The sequence below is a fragment of the Actinomycetospora endophytica genome (assembly GCF_021026375.1).
GTDB lineage: Bacteria > Actinomycetota > Actinomycetes > Mycobacteriales > Pseudonocardiaceae > Actinomycetospora > Actinomycetospora endophytica.
On record NZ_JAJNDB010000001.1, the window covers coordinates 589220 to 610999 of the forward strand.

A 21780-nucleotide genomic window follows, 5' to 3' on the forward strand; every position below is an offset into this window, starting at 1 on the left:
TGATGCCCTGGCGTCAGTTGGTGCTCACCTGCGCGCAGCGCACCGGGGTCCGCCGTCGTTGGCCGTGCATGATGGTGAGGTCCGATGTCGCCGGCGCGGCGGCCGTGGCGGAGCTGTACGGGCACGTGGCGATCGCGGGGATCGTCCGAACGACCACGCGCAGCGTCCTGTCCGCCTGCCGCGACGGGTCGCTGCACGCCCACGGCGACGAGGACGACCCGCGCTCCGGCGTCTCGATCCCGCTGGTCTGCGCGCTCGCCTGGCGGGCGGGGTACGGCCCGGCGCGCCAACGGGTGCTGTGCCCGCTGTGCATGGTGCTGGCCCGCACCGAGCCGGCGACCGGCCCACGACTGACCGCCAGGGCTCGCTGGAGCTTCTAGCGGCTCGCCGCGCTCCCGGCCACGACCGCGTGCGCGAGACGGGGCCGCACCGGGCGACCCCGCAGGTCGCGGTGCCCGCCGGCGAGTCCGCACCAGGAGCAGTCCGTGCCGACCGCTTCGGGGGACCGACCCGACGCGGGAGCGGGCTCGACGTCGACCGTCACGCGCTGGTGGCGATGCGTCCAGAGCCAGCGGGCGAGCACGGTCACGCCCCACCCGACGAGGGCGACGACCGCCAGCCATTTGAGGAGCAGAACCGCACACAGCGCGATGACGATGCCCACGAGGGCGCTCGGAACGGGGAGGCGCCGCGGTCGGGGTGACACCCGATCGAGGCTAGGCGCTGCGAGAGGTACGGACCGTCGCGACGCGCCGGACCAGAAATCTTGATCAACGACGCCGGGCCCGGAAACGATGGGAGCCCCGGTGGGCCGCGAGGTCGGGGGTCCCGCGGCCCATCGGGGCTCGGTAGGGGTGTCGTCCGCGGGCCCGCCGGCGTTACACGTCCGCGGCGGATTTCCCGGCGGACTGCTCCGCGAGCGCGTCGGACCAGGTCAGCGAGCGGGTGGTGACTTCGACGCCGTCCGGGACCGAGCCGCCGGCGACGTCCGCGGCGGCCACGCAGCAGTGCACCCAGAGCTGGAACTGGATCTCGCGCGCGACGCCGAGCCGGTTGTACATCAGGTCCGCGCACCGGTCGCCCGCCCGCGCCCACGTGGTCACGGTGAAGATCAGCCCGTCCGGGCTCGTGGTGGCGGCGAACTCGATCTGGCCGGCCTCTAGGTGCCCGGCGAGGGTCGCCAACCGGAACGACGAGCGCCCGGGCTCGTCGGTGCGGTCGACCACGCGGACCGGCCCGTCCCACGGCCCCGGCATCCGGACCACGAGCTCGTCGTCGACGGCCAGCGCCCGGCCGGTGCTCGTGACCGGATCGAACCGGGCGACGCCGGGCACCATCGCCCGGTTCATGTCGGCGGCGAGCACCGCGACGAGGGCGCGCGGCCCGAGCCGGGGGTCGGTGACCCGGACGGCGAAGGTGCGGTGCAGCAGCGGGCCGTGCCCGGCGTGGGCGGGCTGGTCGCGCCGGACGACGTCGGGCAACGGCGGGGGTGCGTCACGGGCGGGGTCCCCGGCCACGCGGCGGTGGGCCACCCCGACCCCGGGCAACGCCCAGATGCGGCCGAGCGCGACGAGGCCGCGCGGGAGACCGGTGAGCATCAACGCTTCGCGTACCACCTGACGGGGGCCGGGGACGATCTGCACGCGCGCCGGGTACCCCACCCCGTCGTCGTCCTAGACGACGTCCCGGGCGGACTGCGCCGGAGGGCTCACCGGCGCGCACTGCCCGGCCTCGCAGCGCCGGCGCAGCCCGTCGGCCAGCTCCTCGAGGTGGGCCGTCGCGGTGGCGCCGGTCATCCGGTCGACGACCGACGCGACCCAGCCGGAACGGCGGGCGGTGAGCTCCAGGGTGGTGCCGCCCGGCGGGGCGGGCCGGATCCCGACGACGAGGGTCGCGGCGGACCCGACGCCCACCTGCTCCCAGGTGAAGCCGCGGTGCGCGCGGACCTCGCGGACGCACCAGTCCCGCACCGGCAGGTTGCGGGCACGCACCCTCACCCGGCCGCCGACGACGAGCGGCCCGCCGTCGTAGGGGACGACCTCCCGCAGCGCGGACGCCCACTGCGGCCAGCGCGCGACGTCGGTGAGGACCGCCCAGACGTAGTCCGGGCAGGCGGCGATGCGCACCTCGTGGTGCTGGTGCACTCCGGGGCCTCCTCGCCGCATGGCGTCACCGTCGCCGCCGAGCGTAGAGACCGTGGGCGCACCGACGGTAGGGGCCGTGACCGACGTCGGTCGACAATATCTCTGTGTCAGAGCTAATCTTTCTCCCGTGACCGTCACCGTCGGACTGGCCGAGGGCCTCATGCCCGCGGTCATCGCACTGCGCCGGGCCGTGCGGCGGCGCACCCGGGAGCGGATGGGCGTGCCCGCCCTGCCCGCTGCCCAGGTGGAGCTGCTGCGCGCGGTCCAGGACGAGCCGGGCATCGGGGTGGCCGGGGCGGCGCGGCGGCTGCATCTGGCCGAGAACTCGGTGAGCACCCTGGTGCGCACCGCGATCGCCGACGGGCACCTGCGCCGCACGCCGGATCCGGCCGACCGTCGGGCCGCGCGCCTGGAGCTCACCGACGCGGCGCACGAGCGGTTGCGGCGCTGGCGCGCGATGCGGGCCGGTGTCGTCGACGCGGCACTCGCCCGACTCGACCCGGCCGACCACGACGCGCTCGCCGCGGCCGTACCCGCGCTCACCCGGCTCCTCGACGCCGTCGAGGAGATCGATCCGCACGATCAGGAGGGAGGACGGCCGTGACCGACCCGGTCCGCACCCAGGGGCTGCACTACGCCTTCTCCGACCACGTCGCGGTGGCCGAGCTCGACCTCGCACTGCATCCCGGCGAGGTCTTCGGCCTGCTGGGCCCCAACGGGGCGGGCAAGACCACCACGATCCGCGTCATCACGACGCTGCTGCCCGCACCACCCGGCGTCGTGACCGTCGCCGGCCTCGACGTCGCCCGGCACCGTCGCCAGGTCCGGCGGCTGCTCGGGTACGTGCCCCAGCAGCTCTCCGCCGACGCCTCGCTGTCCGGCAGGGAGAACGTGGCCCTGTTCGCGCGCCTGTTCGACGTCCCGCGCCGGGAGCGCGCCGACGCGGTCGACAGCGTCCTCGACGCGATGGGCCTGACCGAGGCCGCCGACCGCACCGCGTCGACCTACTCCGGCGGGATGGTGCGTCGCCTCGAGCTGGCCCAGGCCCTCGTCAGCGCCCCGCAGGTGCTGGTGCTCGACGAGCCGACCGTCGGCCTCGACCCGGTCGCCCGCTCCGGGGTGTGGGACCGCATCCACGAGGTCCGTCGCGAGACCGGCATGACGGTCCTCGTCACCACCCACGCCATGGAGGAGGCGGAGCTGCACTGCGACCGGGTCGCGCTGCTCCACCGGGGCCGCAAGCGCGCCGAGGGCACCCCGACCGAGCTCATGGACGCGCTGGGGCCGGACGCGACGCTCGACGACGTCTTCCGCCACCACACCGGCGACACCCTCACCCAGTCCGGTCAGGAAGGGAGCATGCGCGATGTCCGTACTGCCCGCCGCACCGCCCGCCGCGTCGGTTGAGCGCTTCTCGCCCGTCGGCGAGGTGGCGCTGCTCGTCCGCCGCATGGGCGCGATGTGCCTGGTCGAGCTGCAGAAACTGCGCCACGACCGCACCGAGCTCGTCACCCGCACCGTCCAGCCCGCGCTGTGGCTCGCGGTGTTCGGGACGACGTTCAGCCGCATCCACGCGATCCCGACCGGATCGACGCCCTACCTGGACTTCCTCGCTCCCGGGATCCTCGCGCAGTCGGCGCTGTTCATCGCGATCTTCTACGGCATCCAGGTCATCTGGGAGCGCGACGCCGGGGTGCTGGCCAAGCTCCTGGTGACACCGACGCCACGGACCGCGCTCGTGACCGCGAAGGCGTTCGCCGCCGGCATCCGGGCGCTGGTGCAGGCGGTCGTCGTCGTCGTGATCGCGCTGCTGCTCGGGGTGGGCTTCACCGCGAACCCGTTCAAGCTGCTGGGCGCCGCCGCCGTTGTCGTGCTCGGGTCGGCGTTCTTCTGCTGCCTGTCGATCACCCTCGCCGGTGTCGTGCTCTCCCGGGACCGGCTGATGGGCATCGGGCAGGCGATCACGATGCCGTTGTTCTTCGCCTCGAACGCGCTCTACCCGGTCGACCTCATGCCCGGGTGGCTGCAGGTGATCAACAAGGTCAACCCGCTGTCCTACGAGGTCGATGCGCTGCGCGGTCTGCTGATCGGCACGCCGGCCCGGCTGGGCCTGGACGCGGTCGTGCTCGTCGTCGCGGCCGCCGTCATGATCTCGGTCGCCTCGGCCCTGCTGCCGCGGCTCGCCCGGGGCTGACGGCCCTCAGCCGGCTCGCTGTTCGAGGTCGGTGAGCAGATCCCGCACCCCGACCGCGGCCGGCGCCGTCGCGGCCGGACGGGGGCCCGGGTCGGACAAGGTGGCCGTCGCCCGGGCGCCGCCGCCGGCCGCGTCGGCGGGGCGGAGCACCTCGTCGACGCGGTGTAGCCGGCCGGTGCCGTCGACCCAGACCTCGACGGGCAGCAGCGTCGTCGAGAGCTCGGCGCGGAAGCGCTCCACCAGCGGCGCGAGCGCGGGGGTGTCGCGCCCGACCGCGGCGAGGTCGACGGTCCCGCGGTAGTGCGTCGTCGGCGTCCCGTCGAGCGTCTCGGGGCCCACCAGCGCGGTGTCGGCGCGCAGCCCGGCGAGAAGGGCGGGCAGGTCGGCGGGGTTGCCCGTGGCGCCCGCCCCGAGCTGGACGACGGTGTCGCCGAAGAGCCCGACGTCGACGCGGTCCAGGTTCACCGACACCCACCGGCGGCCGCGGGAGATGTTCCCGACGGCCTTCGGGGGCAGGGCCGCGTAGACCATCCGGCCGAGGTTGACCGCGTTCACCCCGCCGATCCCGGAGATCTGCAGCGACAGGGTCGCGGTGCCGTCGCGGAAGTCGACGGCACCGGTCCCGGTGGTGCTCGCGCTGCGGCCGCGGGCGGGACCCGACGACGCCGTCGTGATCGTCGCCCCGCCCGCGGCGGCGGACGCGGCCGCGGCGTCCCGGACGGCCGTCGTCGCGGTCGCCGGATCGGCCGGGTCCGGCACGTCGGCGTCACCCGCCGAGCACCCGGCCAGCAGGGCGAGCGCGCACAGGACGGCGAGGAGCGCGGGGCGCCGGCGGCTCGGCGCGGCGTCGGAGTCCACGACAGGGGTCAACGAGCGAGGTCGTGCCCAACGGGGTCGCGCGCCCCCGTCGTCACACAAACGTGTCGCGCCCCCGGCTCAGATGCGGTTCTCGCGGTCCTGCCAGTGCTCGTCGCGCAGCTCCCGTTTGAGGATCTTCCCGGCGCCCGACTTCGGCAGCGGGTCGGCCTGCAGGTCGATGGCACGGGGGATCTTGTAGCCGGCGATCGTGAGCCGGCAGTGCGCGACGAGGTCGTCGGCGCTGACCTCGAGGCGGGTCTGCACGACGGCGTGCACCGCCTCGCCGTAGCGCTCGTCGGGGATCCCGAACACGGCGGCCTCGACGACGGCGGGGTGCGAGTAGAGGGCGTTCTCGACCTCGGCGGAGTACACGTTCTCCCCACCCGAGACGATCATGTCCTTGGCCCGGTCGACGAGGAACAGGTAGCCGGCCTCGTCGAGGTAGCCCAGGTCGCCCGAGGTGAACCAGCCGCCGCGCAGGACCTTCGCGGTCTCCTCCGGCTTGTGCCAGTAGCCCGCGGTGACGTTGGCGCCGCGGATCGCGACCTCGCCGACCTGGCCCGGTTCGAGTGGCGTCCGCTCCACCGGGTCGATCACCTGGACCTCCACGCCCACCGCGGGACGCCCGCAGGACATCGCCCGCGGCGAGTCCAGGCGCAGCTGCTCGTCGGGGTGCAGCGTGACGATCGGCGAGGTCTCGGTCAGCCCGTAGATGTGCAGCATCGAGGCCTGCGGGAACGTCTCGTGGGTGCGGTTGAGCAGCTCGCGGGCGGCGGGGCTGCTGCCGTGGGAGAGCCAGCGCAGGCTGGAGACGTCCCGGGGACGCTCCCGCTGCTCGACGGCGAGGGCGTCCATCATCGTCGGGACGACCAGCGTCGCCGTGATCCGCTCCTGTTCGACGACGTCGAGCACCCCCGCCCCGGTGAAGGCGGGCACGAGCACCTGGGTGCCGGCCGCCCACGTCGTCGCCAGCGCCCCGATCGTCCCCGCCGCGTGGAACATCGGCGCGACCACCATGAACCGGGTGTCCTCGGTGAACGGCCAGCAGGCCATGAAATGCAGGGCGTTCGCGATGAGGTTGCCGTGGGTGAGCATCACACCCTTGGCCGCGCCGGTCGTGCCGCCGGTGTAGAAGATGCCCGCGAGGTCGTGCTCGCCGGGGGCGTCGTGGCCGTCGGGGAGGGGCTGGTCACCGGCGGCGTCGGCGAGCACTGCCTCGTACTCGTCGTGCAGGCCGACGACCCGGACGTCCAGCTCCCCGACGCCCGCGACGTCCCGGTCGGTGAACAGGACGCGCGCCCCGGAGTCGGAGATCGAGTAGCAGCGCTCCGGGTCGGAGTGCCGGGCGTTGAGGGGGACGATGACCAGCCCGGCGATCGGCAGCGCGAGGTGCAGCTCGAGGTAGCGGTGGCAGTTCGGGCTGAGCACCGCGACCCGGTCCCCCCGCTGCAGGCCGAGGGCGGCGCACGCGTCGATGAGGCGGCGGATGCGTTCGCCGAGCTCGGCGTAGGTGAGGGTCGCGTGCGGACAGACGACCGCGGTCGCCCCGGGCGCGATCGCCAGGGCCCGGCGCAGCGGCGCGGCGAGGGTCCGCGTGGCGTTGCGCGGGTCGCCCGCCGGGGCGAGAGTCCCACCGGCGGGGCGCGCCTCCACCGTCGTCATCGACGTCCTCCTGGTGTCGGTTCGCATGCCGAACGATCGTTCGGTGGGTAGAATAGCAGGACGGGTGATCGGGAACACTGCTCCGATCGGCCGCGCGTGGCACGGGGTGCAGCCCGTTACTGTCTCGACGATCATGACGGGAGCCCGGCGATGAGCGCGTCGCGCGAGGACACGGCCGCCCGGCGGCCCGGGCGCGGCGCGGAGCCCTACACGCTCGCCTCGCTCGTCGAGGTGGCCGCGACGGCGTTCCTGGAGCGCGGGTACGACGCCACCAGCATGGAGGACCTCTCCCGGGCGGCCGGGATCACGAAGTCGTCCTTCTACCACCACGTCTCCGGCAAGGAGGCGCTGCTGCGCGGCGCGCTGGACCGGGCGCTCGACGGCCTGTTCGGCGTCCTCGCGGAGCCCGCGGCGCTCGAGGGCCCGCCGGTCGACCGGCTGCGCCACATCGTGCGACGGCAGGTCGAGGTGCTCGCCACGGAGCTGCCGTACGTGACGCTGCTCCTGCGACTGCGGGGCAACACCGAGACCGAGCGCTGGGCGTTGGCGCGGCGCCGCGAGTTCGACCAGGCCGTCGCGTCGTTGGTGCGCGAGGCCACCGAGGCCGGCGCGACCCACCCCCAGGTCGACCCCGGTGTGGCCGCCCGCCTGCTCTCGGGGACGGTGAACTCGCTGATCGAGTGGTACCGGCCGGGCCGGGTGCCGGTGCCCGATCTGGTCGACGCCGTCGAGCGGCAGGTGTTCGACGGTCTCCTGGGAGCCTCCGGGTAGAACTGCCGCGTGGACGAGACGCCCGAGGACGACGCCTCCCCCGCCATCGATGACTCCCCTACCCGGATCGCACGGTTCCGGGCCGGCGCCGCCCGGGCCGGGGACCGGGCGCGCGGCCTCGACCGCTCACCCGGCCTGCAGCGCGCGGTGAAGCGGCTGCGCGAGACGCTGCCCGGCGACGCCCACTTCGGCGACCCGCTCTCGCTCGGCGGCGCCCGCTACCCGGAGGCGGCCGGGCGGGCCATCGTCGGGCTGACGGGCCACCGCCCGGGGGTCACGCGCGAGGTCGGGCTGGGCGGCGTGCAGGTCTGGCAGTCGATGCTCGAACGGTTCGGGCGCGGCGGGGGCGAGCACGAGGTGGTGCTCGTGTTCACCGACCTCGTCGAGTTCTCCCGCTGGTCGCTCGAGGCAGGTGACGACGCCGTGCTGCGGGTGCTGCGCCGCGTCGCGGACGCCTGGGAGACCCCGATGACCGCGCGGGCGGGCACCGTCGTCAAGCGCCTCGGGGACGGGCTCATGGTGGCCTTCGCCGACCCGTCCGCGGCGCTGGCCGCCGTGGTCGAGGCCCGCCGCCGGCTGGGCGAGCTGCACCTCGAGGGCTGGGAGCCCCGGATGCGCGCGGGCCTGCACTCCGGGCGACCGCGGCGGGTCGGGGGCGACTACCTCGGCGTCGCGGTCAACACCGCCGCCCGCCTCGGCGACGCGGGGAAGGCCGACGAGATCCTGGTCAGCGGGGATCTGCTGCGCCGGCTCGACGCGACGACGGTGACCGCGCGCCGCAAACGGCGGCTGCGTCTCAAGGGCGCGCCGGAGGATCTCGAGGTGTACGCGGTGGAGCCGGCATAGGTGCGCTCCGCGCTCGTGAGCAGTAATTGAGGCTCTGGCATCAATTACTGCTCACAAGCGCGGAGCGCACCTAGCGGTGCATCCGCGCCCCCTTGGTGATCTTGTCCGCGGCGTTCCGCGGCGCGTGGACGGCGACGCCGACCAGGTCGAGGTCGCCGCGGTGCACCTTGGCCACGGCCGCACGGTTCTCCTCGTCGCCGCCGGTGGCGAACAGGTCGGACGTGAAGACCGGCACCGTGAGGCCACGGTCGACCGCCCGGCGGTGCGCGGCCCGCACGGTCTCGGCGTCGCCCTCCAGCACCACCACGGGCTGCCGGAACATCGGGGCGTAGGCGGTGCCGTCGGCATCGGCGTAGGGCTCGCCGATCAGCTCGGGAGTGGTCGCCGCGATCCCGCTGACGAGGAACGCGGTGACGTTGAGGCGTTGCCAGGTCGCGAGGTCGTCGCGCAGGACGACGACGATCTTGGTGTCGAAGCGGCTGCTCATGGCCGCCACGATCCGCCGCCGTCGCCCCACGTTCTTGTACGTTCCTGGGGTGGTCGACGGATCGCGGGTGCGGGCGTGGCACCCGGCGGTACCGGGCATCGACGAGGTCTTCCACGCCCGGTTCGTCGACCACGCCTATCCGCTCCACACCCACTCGACCTGGACGCTGCTCGTCGTCGACGACGGCGCGGTGCGCTACGACCTGGACCGCTCGGAGCACGGCGCGGTGGGCTCGGCGGTCACGCTGCTGCCGCCGGGCATCGCCCACGACGGCCGGTCCGCGACGCCGGGCGGCTTCCGCAAGCGGGTCCTCTACCTCGACGACGACGCGCTGCCGGCCCGGCTCGTCGGGCGCGCGGTGGACCGACCCGCCGTCGTCGACGACGTCCTGCGCCGCGCCGTCGACCGGCTCCACCGGGTCCTGGACGCGCCCGGCGACGAGCTCTCGGCCCGGTCGGGACTGGTGCTGATCACCGACCGGCTCGCCGCGCATCTCGAGGGTCAGGGTCCCGACGACGACGGGGGTCCGGTGCGGGATCCGCGCGCGGCCGGCGGCCTGCGAGACCTGCTCGACGCGCACCTCGTCGACGGCCTCACGCTCGACGACGCCGCGGCGACGCTGCACGTGGACCCGACCCACCTCGTGAAGTGCTTCGCCGCCGAGTTCGGGCTGCCGCCGCACCGCTACCTGGTCGGCCGGCGGGTGGAGGCGGCCCGACGGCTGCTGCTGGCCGGGGTGCCTGCCGCGCGGGTGGCGGTGGAGGCGGGCTTCCACGACCAGGCGCACCTCACCCGGCACTTCCGTCGCCTGCTCGGGGTGACGCCGGGCCGCTACGTGCGCTCCGCGCTCGCGAGCACCACCTGTCGCCCTGGCATCACGTAGTGCTCACAGGTCCGGAGGCCACCTTGTCCAGCCACTCGGCCAGCAGGGCGCGCTCGGCGTCGGTGAGCACGTCGACCTGGTCGAGCGCGGCGCGCAGTGAGATCGCGGCGGCGAGCGGGCCGGGCTCCGGCGCGGCGGGCGCGTCCGTCGTGATCGCCGCGATCACCGCCTCGCGGGCCGCGTCGGACAGGCCGGGGTCGCGCTTTCCCGGCGGCACCGCGATCAGGGAGAGCGCGGTGCCGGTCCCGGTGGAGTGCACGAGCCCGACCGCCCGGCCCTCGGCGACGCGCAACCGGCCCGCCACCGCGATCCGGCGCACCAGCGCGGCGAGCACCGCGAACGCCGCGCGGGCCGCCGGCGAGTAACCCGCCCCGTCCGGCCGGGCGTACATCAGCGTGTAGAGCGCGGGACGCTCGAGCGCGAGCCCGATGTGGAGGTCCCATCCGGCGCGCAGGTCCGCGACCGGGTCGTCGGACTCCTCGCGGACCATCTTCTCGGCGAGGTAGGTCTCGAACCCGTGGCTGACGACGGCGTCGAGCAGCCCCTGCTTGTCCCCGAAGAGCCGGTAGATCGTCGGCGCCTGGACACCGGCGGCGGCGCTGACCGCCCGCGTGGAGACGGCCTCGGACCCGCCGTCCTCGAGCAGGCGCGCCGCCGCGTCGACGATCCGCGGCCGGGGACCGTCGTCATCCGTCACGGTAACGATGCTAACAGTGCTCCGTTAGCGGTTGGCTGTTTCCAGTGCTAGCGTCATTTGGGTAGCAGCGATAAGGAGATGTCGATGATCATCGTGACCGGAGCCAACGGTGTGCTGGGCCGTGGGGTGGTCGAGGTGTTGGTCGGGCTCGTGCCCGCCGGGCGGATCGGGGCGAGCGTGCGCGACCCGGACGCCGCGAGCGACCTCGCCGATCGCGGCGTCCGGGTCCGGCGGGGCGACTTCACCGAGCCCGCCACGCTCGCCGACGCCTTCGAGGGTGCCGAGCAGGTCCTCGTCGTCAGCGCGAACACCCTCGGCGACGAGGGACGCGCCCAGCACCGCGCCGCGATCGAGGCCGCCGTCGCCGCCGGAGCGGGCCGGGTCCTCTACACCGCCCACCAGGGCGCGCGGCACGACTCGCCGTTCGCCGCCGCGCCGGACCACGCCGCCGCCGAGGACGTCCTCGCCACGTGTGGCGTGCCGTGGACGTCGCTGCGCAACGGCTTCTACGCGAACACCGTCCCGATGCTGCTGGGCGACGCCGCGAGCACCGGTGAGCTCCGGCTCCCCGCCGACGGTCCGGTCGCGTGGACCACGCGCGAGGACCTCGCCGCGGCGGCCGCACGCCTCCTCGTCGAGGGCGCGCCCGACGGACCCACCGCACCGCTGACCGGCCCGGAGGCGGTGGACATGGCGGCGGTCGCGGGGATCGTCGGGGACCTGACGGGCCGGCCGGTGCGCCGGGTCGTCGTCGAGGACGGCGAGTACCGCGCCGCCCTCGTCGCGCGGGGCACGCCGGAACCGGCGGCCGAGATGCTCGTCGGGATGTTCGCCGCGAGCCGCCGGGGCGACTTCGCCCCGGCCGACCCGACGCTGGCGCAGCTGACCGGGCGCCCGGCGACGTCGATCCGGGAGCACCTCGCCACTGCGTTCAGCCCGGCGCGCTGATCCCCCCACCGGGGACGAACGACTCGTTCGTGCACGTAGACGCCACGAACGAGTCGTTCGTCCCCAGCAGGTGGCCCCGGGTGACGCGCTACTCCTCGCCGAAGTCGGTGCGCCGGCCGAGGCCGACGGCGGTCAGGCCGGCGCGGCGCAGGGTGGCGGGGTCGACGACGTTGCGGGTGTCGACCACGATCGGGCGCTTCATCGCCGCGGCCATCACCGACCAGTCCAGCGACCGGAACTGCGCCCACTCGGTCAGCACCAGCACCGCCTCCGCGCCCTGGGCCGCCGAGACCGCGTCCGCCGCCAGCGGCACCCCCTCGACCTCGGACGGCGCCGGCTCCCCGTCGCGGAACTTCAACGCCTCCGGGCCGTCCACGAACGCCGGGTCGAACCCCACCAGCTCCGCCCCGGCCTGGCGCAGCAGCGCCGCGATCGCCAACGCCGGCGAGTCCCGCAGGTCATCGGTGCCGGCCTTGAACGTCAACCCCAGCAGGCACAGCCGCACCCGCGACAGCGACCCGGTGCGCTTGCCGGTCACCGCCAACCGGACCTTGTCCACGATCCGCTGCCGCTGCCGGGTGTTGGTGTCGATCGTCGCCCGCAGCAACCGGAACTCGAAGTCCGCCGCGTCCGCGACCTGCAGCAACGCGTGGGTGTCCTTGGGCAGACACGACCCGCCCCACCCCGGGCCGGGCGAGAGGAACGCCTGCCCGATCCGCCGGTCGTAGCCGATGCCCTCGGTGACGTCCGCGATGTCCGCCCCGACCCGCTCACACAACTCGGCCATCGCGTTCACATACGACAACTTCATCGCCAAGAAGCAGTTCGCCGCGTACTTCATCAGCTCCGCCGACGCCGCATCGGTCAACACCGTCGGCGCACCCAACCGCGCGTACAACGCCGCCACCCGCTCCGCGGCGTCCTGGTTGTCCGACCCGACCACGATCCGGTCCGGGCCCAGGAAGTCCTTGACCGCCGACCCCTCACGCAGGAACTCCGGGTTCGACACCACCCCGATGTCGGCGCGCTCGAGCATCTCCGCGGTCCGCTCCGCGGTGCCCACCGGCACCGTCGACTTGTTCACCACCACCGTGCCCGGCGCCAACGACGCGCCGACCTCCTCCATCACCGACTCCACCGCACGCAGATCCGCGACCCCACCGGCACCCATCGGCGTCGGCACGCACAGGAACACGACCTCCGGGGAACGGCCCTCCTCGAACGACGCCAACGCCGCCGAGTTGCCCACCACGAACGACAACCGCCCCGCCGAGGTCTGCTCCGAGACCAACTCCGACAGACCCGGCTCCACGATGTCGACCACCCCGCGGCGCAACCGCTCCACCTTCGCGGTGTCGATGTCCGCGCACACCACCTCGTGACCCAACGACGCCAGACACGCCCCCGTCGTCAACCCGACGTAGCCCGTCCCCACCACCATGACCCGCCGTGCGAACACGCAGGACTCCCCTCTTCGTCCGGCACCGCCTGGTCGCGGGAGGTCCGCCTCCGGTGATCAGCGGTCCCACGACCACGCTGCCAGATCACACACGGTGAGCGAACGCGTGCGGGCTCACCTCACCCCGCGGCACCGGTGACGGCGTTCGCGTAGTCCTGCCGGGTCAGTCCCGACGACGGGTCGTCGAGGACGCCCTCGAAGGCCAGGAAGAACCCGGCGAGCGAGCAGCCGCGGGCGTAGGCGGGGCTGTGCCGGACCTGGGCGGCCTCGGAGTCCGAGTCCGACGTCCCGCCGGTCTGCGCCGCGGGCGGTCCGGGGTTCTCACCGACGGCGGGCAGCCCGGCCCGGGCGGCCTGGGCGCGGGCGAAGCGCAGGTTCGACCAGGACTGGACGGGGGTCGCCGGGTCGGTGCTGGTGTCGGCGTCGCCGGCGGTGCACATGTCCTGGGCGGGGCTCGCCGCGCGGGCGGTGACCGCCGTCGCGTCGTCCACCCCGGTGAGGTCGACGACGACGCCGCCGACGTTGCCGCCGAGCACCGGGAACTGGTCGACGTAGTTGAGCCCGCGCCCGAGCGAGCCGTCCCGGTCGCCGGCGCCGTTCAGCAGGGCGTTGGTCGCCGTCGTGAGGTCGGCGGGCAGGACGCCCTTGCCCGGCGAGGGGATGTGGACGAGCCCGGAGTAGCCGGCGGCGCGCAGGGCGTCGACCTGCCCCTTGATCGCGTACATCAGGGAACGCTCGTACCAGGTGAACCAGTTCCGGGCCATGGCCGCGGTGACGGTCGTGCCGTTCCAGGTCGACTGACCGGGGATCCAGCCGGGCATCGGGGTCGTCGGGGTACCCGCGGCGATCCCGGTGCCCTGCTGCGCGTCGGCGCCGTAGGCCCACCAGCTCTGCAGGAAGCCGTCGCCGGAGTCGTTCGGCCCGGGGAAACCGACCTCGCCGGCGGCGCTGGTCCCGACGCGGAAACCGTCGAGCCGCGAGGCCGGGAGGTCGTCGACGAGTCGGGTGAGGTAGTCGGCCTCGGCGTTCCGGACGGACGCGGAGAAGACGGTGTCGATCGCGCCGGTGTCCGGGTTCTTGCCGCGCTGGTCGACGAGCTCGGCTCCGGCCAGGCCGCGGACCCACGACGGCGGGTACTGGGTGCCGGTCCCGACGACGACGCGCAGGCCCGCGTCGAGGCACGCCGTCACGCGGTTGCGCAGGTCGGTGACGTAGTCGGTGTTCTCGACCCCGGCCGCCGTCGGGAGGTAGCGGTCCCAGTACGCCTCGACCTCGACGATGCTGACGCCCACGGCCTTGTTCGCGGCGATGTCGGAGGCGCTGCACGAGGAGGCCATGAGCCCCCAGACGGGGTCGGAGGCGGCGTGGGCGGGCAGCGGGCGGAGGCCGAGCAGGAGCAGCGGGACGAGTGCGAGGAGCACGACGACGGCCGGTCGGTGACGGGTGGGACGTGGGAGGCGGATGAGGCGCAGCATGACCCTGGCATCGCGTCGTCCGGGTCCGGATCGCACAGCTCAGGCAATGCGTTGACCGTTCAGCTCAATCGATACACGCGTCCGGCGCAGTAGTCGGCTGCTGCCTCCGCCGTCCGTGAATCGCCCGTTCGGCCGCATCTGGTCCGGGCGGCCGTGGAAGATCTGAAGGTCTGAAGATCAGGAGCACTCCAGGCATCGAGTCAGCGCTCCGAACCTGCGCCATGTGTCCTCGACGCGAGAACAACGGCCACCCTCAGCCGCCCACCACCGCCGCGTAATCACCCGGCGTCAACCCGCTGCGGGTCGTGTAGAGGTCGTCCTCGAACGCGAACAGGAACGCCGCCAGACCACACGCGCGGGCATACCCGGGAGCGCGCCGGAGCTGGTCGCGCTCGCTGTCCGAGCGGTCGGTCCCGCCCGTCTGCGGCGCGGGCGGGCCGGGGTTCTCCCCCACCAGCGCCAGCCCGGCCCGGTGCGCCGCGGCTGCGGTGACCCGCTGGTTCGGCCAGGTGTCGAGCGCCGCTGAACCCCGCAGGAGCGCCGCCGCGTCCCCCGACGTGCACCGATCGGCCGGCGGGTTCAGCCCACGCGCACGGACCGCGGTGGCGTCGTCGATGCCGGTGATGTCCACGACCGCCCCCGGCACCGCGGACGCGAGCGCGGGGAAGCCGCCCACGTAGTCCAGGCCGCGCCGCAGCGCCCCGTCGCGCACCGCGGTGGCGAGCCGGACCTGGACGGCGGCCTCGAGATCGGCCGGCAGCACACCGCGCCCGGCGGCCGGCACGTGCACCGGACCGCGGTACCCGGCGGCACGCAGCGCGGCCGCGCGATCCGCGACCGCGCGCACCACCGCGCCGGAGTACCACCGGAACCACGCGCGGGCCGCCTCGACCGACACCGCCCGCCCCTGCCACGTCGGCTGCCCCGGCACCCATCCCGGCAGCGGCGACACCGACTGGCCGGGCGCGAGACCCACCCCGCGCTGGGGCGCGTCGCCGAAGGCCCACCAGCTGTCGAACGCGGCGCCGGAGGCCTCGGGCCCGGGGTAGCCGAGCTCGCCCGCCGTCGACGTCCCGACCCGCACGCCGACGAGCCGCGCCGCGGGGACCACCGTCATGAGCCGGCGCAGGTACGCGTCGCCCGCGACCGCGACGGCACCGGAGAACACCGTGTCGACCGCGCCGTTCGTCGGGGAGCGCCTCGCCTGGTCGCGCAGGGCGGCCCCGGGGAGCGCCCGGACCCAGGCCGGCGGGTACTGCAGGCCCGAGCCCAGCACCACCCGCACCCCGGCGTCGAGGCAGCGCGTCACGGTGTCGCGCAGCCCCGCGGCGTACGCGGTGTCGACGACGCCGGCCACGGGCTCCAGCCGGTCCCAGTGGGCCTCGACGACCGCGACATCCACCCCGGGCACACGCCGAGCCAGCCGATCGGGCGCGCATGTCGAGTCGACGACGCCCCACGCGGGCGACGTCGCGGCGACCGCGGGCGGGGCACCCGACGCGGTGAGCAGCCAGAGCAGCGCGACGAGCGCCCCGAGCCTCACGTCCCCGTCGACCGGCCCGTGACGACGCGGTCGGTCCGCTCGTCGAGCGAGCGCGCCGGCGCCTTGGCCGGACGCTTCACCAGCGTGCGCATCCAGCGCTGCGCCGGCTTCTCGATCACCTGGTAGGCGACCCAGGCGAGCACGAACGAGCCGAGCGCGATCAGCAGCGTCCCGACGATGCCCCAGGCCCCCGGGAACGTCCGCGGGTTGATCACCAGCGACGAGGCCAGGATCCACGGCACGTGCACCAGGAAGAGCGCGACGCTGTACTCACCGCCGACGAGCGCCCATCGGGTCGAGAGGAACGTGTTGACCGCGCCGCGCTGCTGCGCGAGGGCCAGGACGATCAGGCCGACGACCGGCAGCGACAGCATGCTCGGGTGGCCGAAGACCGCCAGCACGGTGATCGCCGCGAGCGAGAGCACCACCAGCGGCCCGGTGACCCGGCCGATCCAGGCGGGGATGCGCGACCCCACGTGCGTCAGCTGGCACAGCGAGGCCCCGGCGAGGAACGCCCCGAACGCCCGCGGCAGCGGCATCTCGTAGGTGATCGAGGCGTCGTCGAACCCGATGAACGAGTACGCGACCAACGGGATCGCGCAGGCCACCAGGTAGCCGAGCACGCACGCCCGCGGGGTGCGCAGCCGCAGCACCAGCGGGACCAGGATCGGGAACACCAGATAGCAGGCCCACTCCGCCGACAGCGACCAGACCGGCCCGTTCCAGGTCAGCGCGTGCGCCCCGCCCCAGCCGGAGGTCAGCGTGATCTGCCGGATCAGGTCCCAACCGAGGTTGCCGCCGTGGGGGATCTCGTGCCCGACCGCCCGCGAGACGAGCACCGCCGCGACCATGACGGCCAGCACGGCGAGGTGGATCGGGTAGAAGCGCGAGAGCCGGGCCCAGAGGAACTTCCCGAACACCGCGCGGCCGGGCCAGCGCGCGAACACCTTCCGGTACCCGGAGCTGATGACGAAGCCGGACAGCACGAAGAACATGTCCAGCGCGACGTAGCCGTGGTGCCAGACGGCGTTCCACGCCGGCGTCGTCACCGGCATCATCGCGCTCGCGAACGGCGCGAGGTGGACCGCGACGACGACCAGCGCCAGGATGCCGCGGATCCCGACCAGGCTCGCGATCAGCCCGCTGCCCGCCGGCTTCGCGGCACCGGACGTGGTCGAGCTCGGCGTCGGTGTCGAGGTCACGGTGCCCCTCCCCCTCTTTCCTTCTTCGGTCACGACGGCGGCCTCACGCGGGCCCGGTGAGCGGCAGCGAGCGGTCGTCGGGCGCGATCGCCGACGCCCCCGACCCGGGCAGCGGCCGGTTCAGGTCGTAGACGAGCAGGTCGCCGCTGGTCCTCCCGTGCGCGGACAACACGACGGGGTAGTCGTGGGCGATCTCGGCGTTGAGGTCGGTCGTGGAGTTCGCCAGGCCCTGGTTGGAGAGCGCGGTGGAGACGATCGCGTAGCTGCACCCGTTGCGGCGGGCGATGTCGAGCGAGGTCAGCTTGTGCACCCCGAAGCCCGGCATGATGAATTGCGCGGTCTGCTCGCCGAGACAGATCTGGGCGGAGTGGTCGACCTGCGCGAAGACCTGCGGGATCACCCGCTCGTAGCCGTCGTCGCGCGTGGTGTGCACCTGCCACCAGCCCCACAGCGACCCGGCGAACAGCGCGACCACGGCCACCCCGACGACCACCCGCCACGGCGGGGCCCACCGGCCGGCCTGGGTGACCAGGAGGCCGATGACGACGGTGGAGGGCACCGCGAGCAGGTAGAACGTCTGCTCCTCGACCTCACCGAGCGCGCCGGTGTACATGATCGCGGCGAGCACGCCGGCCAGCCAGCAGGTGACCAGCGACAGCGTCGCCTCGCGCGGGTCGCCGGAGACCCGCGGATCCCCGGCCCGGATGCGGGCGTGGGCTCCGCCGGGAGGCGCGGCGTGCGCCCCCCGCTTGCCGGTCCGGGGGCCGCGCAGCGTCCGCCACCCGATGAACAGCAGGTAGAGCGCGTAGCAGACCGCCACGCCGATCAGCGCGTACGACGACGCGAAGAGCGAGAGGTTGGCCAGGATGCGGCTCGCGAACCCCGGCGAGTTGCTCTTCGAGGTGAAGCCGGTCTCCTTGATCAGCCCGATCGCGCGGAACGTCCCGGCGAGCGTCTGGTCGAACCAGAAGGAGATGTTGCCCGACAGCAGGACGATCAGGACGTACACGCCGTACACGCCGAACAGCAGCCCGAGCACCCCGCAGGCCTCGCGGCGCCGCAGCCCCCACCCCGTGACGATCATGATCATCAGGGGCACCGCGGTGATCAGCCCCGAGGTGCTCTTGGTGGCCACGGCGAGCCCGAAGAACAGGCCCGCGGCCACCAGGAACCCGCGCCGGGCCCGGACCGTCTCGCGCTCCACCGCGACGAGCAGACACAGCACCCCCGCGAGGACGCTGAACATCATCGGCGCCTCGAGCATCACGCGGCTGTCGAAGCGGACGACGAACGCGTCGAGGGCGTAGACGAGCCCGGCGATCAGCGACGCCCACCGCCCGACCACCCGGCGGGTGACGGCGACGACGAGCAGCGTGTTGACGAAGCCGAAGATCAGCAGCGCCGGGCGCAGGCTCAGGACCGCTCCGACGGTCATGTCGTTGACCGGGTGCGTGACGAACAGCGAGAAGAACAGGAACGCCAGCGGCGGGTGCAGGTAGAACGGCTCGTCCCAGAGCTGCGGGCCGCGGCCTCCCGCGAACGCGTTCGCCACGTCCGCGTACTGGACCTCGTCCATGAACAGCTCGTAGGACTGGAGCTGGTGGTAGGCGCGCAGCCCCACCGCCAGCACCGCGAGCACGATCGCGCCCACGACGTAGACGGTCTGCCCGGGCCGGGCGACCGGGACGATCCGGCCGAGCCGCCGCGCGAGCCGGTCGGTGAGCGACGCGCGGGGTGCCGCGTCGTCGTAGGTGGACTGCTGGGCGGGCCGGCGGACCAGCCGGACGACCGAGGACGACGAGTCGCTCATCGGCGCCCCGCCGACCGCCGTCCGAGGGCACCGTCGGAGGCCTCGGCGGCCACCCGCCGGTAGAAGTCGTCCTGGGTCGCCGCGAGCGCGTCCCAGTCGTGCACGCGCGCGATCTCGGGGCCGCGGCGGGCGACGACCGCCCGGCGCGGATCGTCCTGCGCGACGTCGACGAGGGCGTCCGCGTACGCGGCGGCGTCGAAGGCGCCGTCGTCGCGCGGCACCAGCACCCCGCCCTCGGCGGGGACCACCTCGCGCAGGCAGTCGATGTCGTAGGCGACGACGGGGGTCCCGACGGCGAGGGCCTCCGCGGCGACGATGCCGAACGTCTCGAACCGCGACGGCACCGCCGCGACCCGGGCGCCGGCCACCAGCTCGGCCTTGTCCCGGCCCGCGACCCAGCCGAGGAACCGCACCCGGTCGGCGACGCCGAGCCGCTCGGCCCGCTCGCGCAGCGCGGCCTCGTCGGGTCCCGTCCCGGCGAGCAGCAGGTCCCCCTCGAGGCGCGGGGCGGCGAGCGCCCAGGCGTCCAGCAGCAGGTCCAGGCCCTTCTGGGCGATCTCCAGGCGGCCGACGAACACCACGTCGGCGCGCTCGGCGACCGGCCGGGGCGCGACGGTGAACGCGACCGGGTCGACCCCGTTGCCGATGACGACGACGTCGGCCTGCGGGGTGAGCGCCTGCGTCGCGGCGCCGACGCCGTGCGAGACCGCGACGATCCGGCGGTGGGTGGCCACGCCCCGGCGCTCCACCCAGTGCACCGGCAGGTGGTACTGGCGGGCCTTCTCGCGGGCGTTGAGCCACTGCACGACGCCGACCGTGGGCAGCCGCGTCCACGCCGGGATCGCCATCGACGAGATCGGCGCGAAGAAGTCCTCGACGACGAGGTCCACCGGTCCCGGCCCGACGTCGTCACCCGGGTGCCGGCGCCCGGCGCGACGGGCGGCCAGGAACGCGGCCGCCATGTACGGGATCAGCCGGGTGAGCCGGGTCCGGCCGCGCCCGACGTGCGGGTGCACCCAGGCCAGCGAGCCGGTGCCGTGGCGCTCGATCCGGTCGGTCGCGCCCGGGTAGCGGCCGGTGAGGACGGTGACGTGGTGGCCGGCCGCGGCGAGCCGCCGGTCGATCTCGGCGGTGCGCAGGGCACCGCCGCCGGAGCCGGGCATCGCCGGGTCCTCGAACGCGAGGTGCAGGACGTGCAGCCCGCCCCGTGCGCGGTCCGGCGACCCGGCCGCGTCGGGCTGCGGCGCGAGCCGGGACCCGAGCACCGGGAGCCCGACGAGGCCGAACCCCACCACGCCGACCGCGACCACCCAGCCGACGACCGCGACGGGCCCGGGCAGCAGGCGGGTCGCGGCGAGCAGGGCCACCACGACGACGGCGTAGACCACGCCGGTCGCCCCGGCGCGCACCAGACCGGGCTCGGTGCCCACCGGACGCGGCCGGTGCGCGGCACCGAGGACGGCGACGAGCACCGCGCCCGCGAACGCGCCGAGCGCGGCTCCGGCGGCCAGCCCTCCGGTCGGGCCGGCGGGCACGCCGGGCAGGCCGGTGAGGGCCCCGGTCGCGCCGAGGGCGAGCCCGCCGGCGAGTGCGGCGACGGCGGCGGTCAGCGCGGCGACCAGCGCTCCGCGGGCCCGGACGGCGAGCAGCAGCGTCGCGAGCACCGTCGTCGTGCCCAGGCCGACGCCCATGACGGCGAGGACGGGCAGCAGCGCGACCGCGGGCATGTACTGCGCGGGCAGCACGAGTCCGACGAGCGCCGAGGGCACCGTCGCGACGACCGCGGCGGCCGGGACGAGCAGCCGCACGTACGAGCCGAGGGCCTCGCGCAGGCGCAGGTCGCGCGCCGGGCCGGCCGCGACCCGCAGCACCGGGAAGCTGACCAGCGCCGTCCCGACCGCGACGTACACCGGGGCCTTGGCCAGCGTGGAGACCGCCTGGTAGCCGGCGGCCGCCGCCGCGTCGGCGGGGGCGGTGACGAGCGTGGCGACGACGACCGCGTCCGCGGCGGCCAGCGCGGAGAGCACCGCCTGGGCTCCCGCGACGCCACCGGTCTCGGCCCAGCGGGCCCGGTCGGACAGCGCCGCGCGCACGTCGGCCCACGCGATCCCGCGGAAGGGGCCCGAGGCCGGGGTCAGCGACACCGCGAGCACGACGACCGCGCCGACGGCGAACCCGCCGACCGCACCCCATGCGCCTGCGCCCACCACGACGGCGAGCACGCTCGCGACCAGCCGGACCGCGACCTCGCCGACGGTCAGCGCCGCGTAGCGCAGGAACCGCGACTCGCCCTGCAGGAACCCCCACACCGGCGCGATGGCGAACAGCGCGAGGCCGGAGACAGCGGCCGCGACGGCGGTCGGGAGGGCGTGGACCGGCGACACCGGGCCCACGATCAGGGCGAGCACGACCGCGGCGAGGACGCCGACCAGCAGCGAGACCCCGACCGCGAACGCCGTCGCCGCCCGGCGCGCCGCCGCCTGGCGGGGGTGCGCGCGCACGACGTGGGCCAGCGGGAACGGGATGAGCGCCGCCGAGGCGACCCCCGCCGTGCCGACGACGGCGACCGCCGCCGCGAACGTCGTGTAGTCGGCCGCCGGGAGCAGGTGCGCCATCACCAGCGTGACCGCGTAGCTGAGCAGCCCGACGATCCCGCCTGAGGCGGAGAGGAGCGTCGCGGTACCGCCGGTCGCCCGCTCGACGGGCGGGGCGGGCTCGGCGGCCCCCGCCGCGGGCGCCGCGGGCAGGACGGGCGCCGGCACCGGGGGCTGTGCGTCCACGACCCCCGGGCCGGACGGCGC

The 21780-nt window shown here is 74.8% G+C and carries 21 protein-coding genes; 8 read left to right on the forward strand and 13 right to left on the reverse strand.

All coding sequences use genetic code 11. The features are described from left to right. Nucleotides 1-2 precede the first annotated feature (2 nt). A complete protein-coding gene (locus LQ327_RS02900; protein ID WP_230730022.1) occupies nt 3-380 on the forward strand; it encodes a hypothetical protein in 378 nt (125 codons plus the stop codon). Here LQ327_RS02900 and LQ327_RS02905 read toward each other — a convergent pair. The 3 genes from LQ327_RS02905 to LQ327_RS02915 all read right to left on the reverse strand — a co-directional run bounded on the left by LQ327_RS02905 (nt 377) and on the right by LQ327_RS02915 (nt 2144). After that, the gene (locus LQ327_RS02905; protein WP_230730023.1) at nt 377-706 is read right to left on the reverse strand and encodes a hypothetical protein; all 330 of its coding nucleotides are present in this window, start codon (nt 704-706) and stop codon (nt 377-379) included. The two genes, LQ327_RS02900 and LQ327_RS02905, sit on opposite strands and share 4 nt — an antisense overlap. A gap of 172 nt (nt 707-878) precedes the next feature. Beyond that, nucleotides 879-1598, reverse strand: a complete 720-nt coding sequence (locus tag LQ327_RS02910; RefSeq protein ID WP_230730024.1) for a DUF1990 family protein — start codon at nt 1596-1598, stop codon at nt 879-881. 75 nt (nt 1599-1673) lie between these two features. Further along, nucleotides 1674-2144, reverse strand: coding sequence for an SRPBCC family protein (locus LQ327_RS02915; protein WP_230730025.1), 471 nt, complete (start codon nt 2142-2144; stop codon nt 1674-1676). Nucleotides 2145-2271: 127 nt separating this feature from the next. Here LQ327_RS02915 and LQ327_RS02920 point away from each other — a divergent pair, with 127 nt between their 5' ends. The 3 genes from LQ327_RS02920 to LQ327_RS02930 are packed head-to-tail and all read left to right on the forward strand — an operon-like array spanning nt 2272 to nt 4338. Continuing rightward, entirely contained in the window at nt 2272-2748 is a 477-nt protein-coding gene (locus LQ327_RS02920; RefSeq protein WP_308286235.1) for a MarR family winged helix-turn-helix transcriptional regulator, read from the forward strand. After that, on the forward strand, nt 2745-3551 hold the full coding sequence (locus LQ327_RS02925) for an ABC transporter ATP-binding protein (RefSeq protein ID WP_230730026.1): 807 nt from the start codon (nt 2745-2747) through the stop codon (nt 3549-3551). Before LQ327_RS02920 ends, LQ327_RS02925 begins: the two co-directional genes overlap by 4 nt. Next, the gene (locus LQ327_RS02930) at nt 3511-4338 is read left to right on the forward strand and encodes an ABC transporter permease (protein WP_230730027.1); all 828 of its coding nucleotides are present in this window, start codon (nt 3511-3513) and stop codon (nt 4336-4338) included. The genes LQ327_RS02925 and LQ327_RS02930 overlap by 41 nt, the downstream gene beginning before the upstream one ends. Before the next feature lie 6 nt (nt 4339-4344). Here the strand turns inward: LQ327_RS02930 and LQ327_RS02935 are convergent, their stop codons facing one another. Next, on the reverse strand, nt 4345-5208 hold the full coding sequence (locus LQ327_RS02935; protein ID WP_230730028.1) for an SCO4651 family lipoprotein: 864 nt from the start codon (nt 5206-5208) through the stop codon (nt 4345-4347). A 66-nt stretch (nt 5209-5274) separates the two neighbouring features. Continuing rightward, the gene (locus tag LQ327_RS02940) at nt 5275-6858 is read right to left on the reverse strand and encodes a class I adenylate-forming enzyme family protein (protein ID WP_230730029.1); all 1584 of its coding nucleotides are present in this window, start codon (nt 6856-6858) and stop codon (nt 5275-5277) included. 150 nt (nt 6859-7008) lie between these two features. Between LQ327_RS02940 and LQ327_RS02945 the strand changes: the two genes are divergently transcribed. Both LQ327_RS02945 and LQ327_RS34510 read left to right on the forward strand, forming a co-directional pair. Continuing rightward, nucleotides 7009-7629, forward strand: a complete 621-nt coding sequence (locus tag LQ327_RS02945) for a TetR/AcrR family transcriptional regulator (RefSeq protein ID WP_230730030.1) — start codon at nt 7009-7011, stop codon at nt 7627-7629. Between the two features lie 9 nt (nt 7630-7638). Next, nucleotides 7639-8475, forward strand: coding sequence for an adenylate/guanylate cyclase domain-containing protein (locus tag LQ327_RS34510; protein WP_230730031.1), 837 nt, complete (start codon nt 7639-7641; stop codon nt 8473-8475). Between the two features lie 70 nt (nt 8476-8545). Here the strand turns inward: LQ327_RS34510 and LQ327_RS02955 are convergent, their stop codons facing one another. After that, nucleotides 8546-8962: a DUF2000 domain-containing protein gene (locus tag LQ327_RS02955; RefSeq protein ID WP_230730032.1), complete on the reverse strand. Its 417-nt coding sequence runs from the start codon at nt 8960-8962 to the stop codon at nt 8546-8548. Nucleotides 8963-9011: 49 nt separating this feature from the next. Here LQ327_RS02955 and LQ327_RS02960 point away from each other — a divergent pair, with 49 nt between their 5' ends. Continuing rightward, on the forward strand, nt 9012-9845 hold the full coding sequence (locus LQ327_RS02960) for a helix-turn-helix transcriptional regulator (RefSeq protein WP_230730033.1): 834 nt from the start codon (nt 9012-9014) through the stop codon (nt 9843-9845). Here LQ327_RS02960 and LQ327_RS02965 read toward each other — a convergent pair. After that, the gene (locus LQ327_RS02965) at nt 9838-10551 is read right to left on the reverse strand and encodes a TetR/AcrR family transcriptional regulator (protein ID WP_230732948.1); all 714 of its coding nucleotides are present in this window, start codon (nt 10549-10551) and stop codon (nt 9838-9840) included. The genes LQ327_RS02960 and LQ327_RS02965 overlap by 8 nt on opposite strands. A 75-nt stretch (nt 10552-10626) precedes the next feature. Here LQ327_RS02965 and LQ327_RS02970 point away from each other — a divergent pair, with 75 nt between their 5' ends. Further along, nucleotides 10627-11490 carry an NAD(P)H-binding protein gene (locus tag LQ327_RS02970; RefSeq protein WP_230730034.1) on the forward strand — a complete coding sequence of 288 codons (864 nt, stop codon included), beginning with the start codon at nt 10627-10629 and terminating at the stop codon, nt 11488-11490. Nucleotides 11491-11578: 88 nt separating this feature from the next. On the opposite strand, the gene LQ327_RS02975 is transcribed toward LQ327_RS02970, so the two are convergent. The 6 genes from LQ327_RS02975 to LQ327_RS34515 all read right to left on the reverse strand — a co-directional run bounded on the left by LQ327_RS02975 (nt 11579) and on the right by LQ327_RS34515 (nt 21759). Beyond that, the gene (locus LQ327_RS02975; RefSeq protein WP_230730035.1) at nt 11579-12949 is read right to left on the reverse strand and encodes a UDP-glucose dehydrogenase family protein; all 1371 of its coding nucleotides are present in this window, start codon (nt 12947-12949) and stop codon (nt 11579-11581) included. A gap of 119 nt (nt 12950-13068) precedes the next feature. Then, a complete protein-coding gene (locus tag LQ327_RS02980) occupies nt 13069-14370 on the reverse strand; it encodes a hypothetical protein (protein ID WP_230730036.1) in 1302 nt (433 codons plus the stop codon). Nucleotides 14371-14677: 307 nt separating this feature from the next. Then, nucleotides 14678-15967, reverse strand: coding sequence for an alpha-amylase family protein (locus tag LQ327_RS02985; protein ID WP_230730037.1), 1290 nt, complete (start codon nt 15965-15967; stop codon nt 14678-14680). After that, nucleotides 15964-17169, reverse strand: coding sequence for an acyltransferase family protein (locus tag LQ327_RS02990; protein WP_230730038.1), 1206 nt, complete (start codon nt 17167-17169; stop codon nt 15964-15966). The genes LQ327_RS02985 and LQ327_RS02990 overlap by 4 nt, the downstream gene beginning before the upstream one ends. A gap of 43 nt (nt 17170-17212) precedes the next feature. After that, nucleotides 17213-18979: an ArnT family glycosyltransferase gene (locus LQ327_RS02995; protein ID WP_230730039.1), complete on the reverse strand. Its 1767-nt coding sequence runs from the start codon at nt 18977-18979 to the stop codon at nt 17213-17215. Then, nucleotides 18976-21759, reverse strand: coding sequence for a glycosyltransferase family 4 protein (locus LQ327_RS34515; protein ID WP_230730040.1), 2784 nt, complete (start codon nt 21757-21759; stop codon nt 18976-18978). Before LQ327_RS34515 ends, LQ327_RS02995 begins: the two co-directional genes overlap by 4 nt. Between the last annotated feature and the right edge of the window lie 21 nt (nt 21760-21780).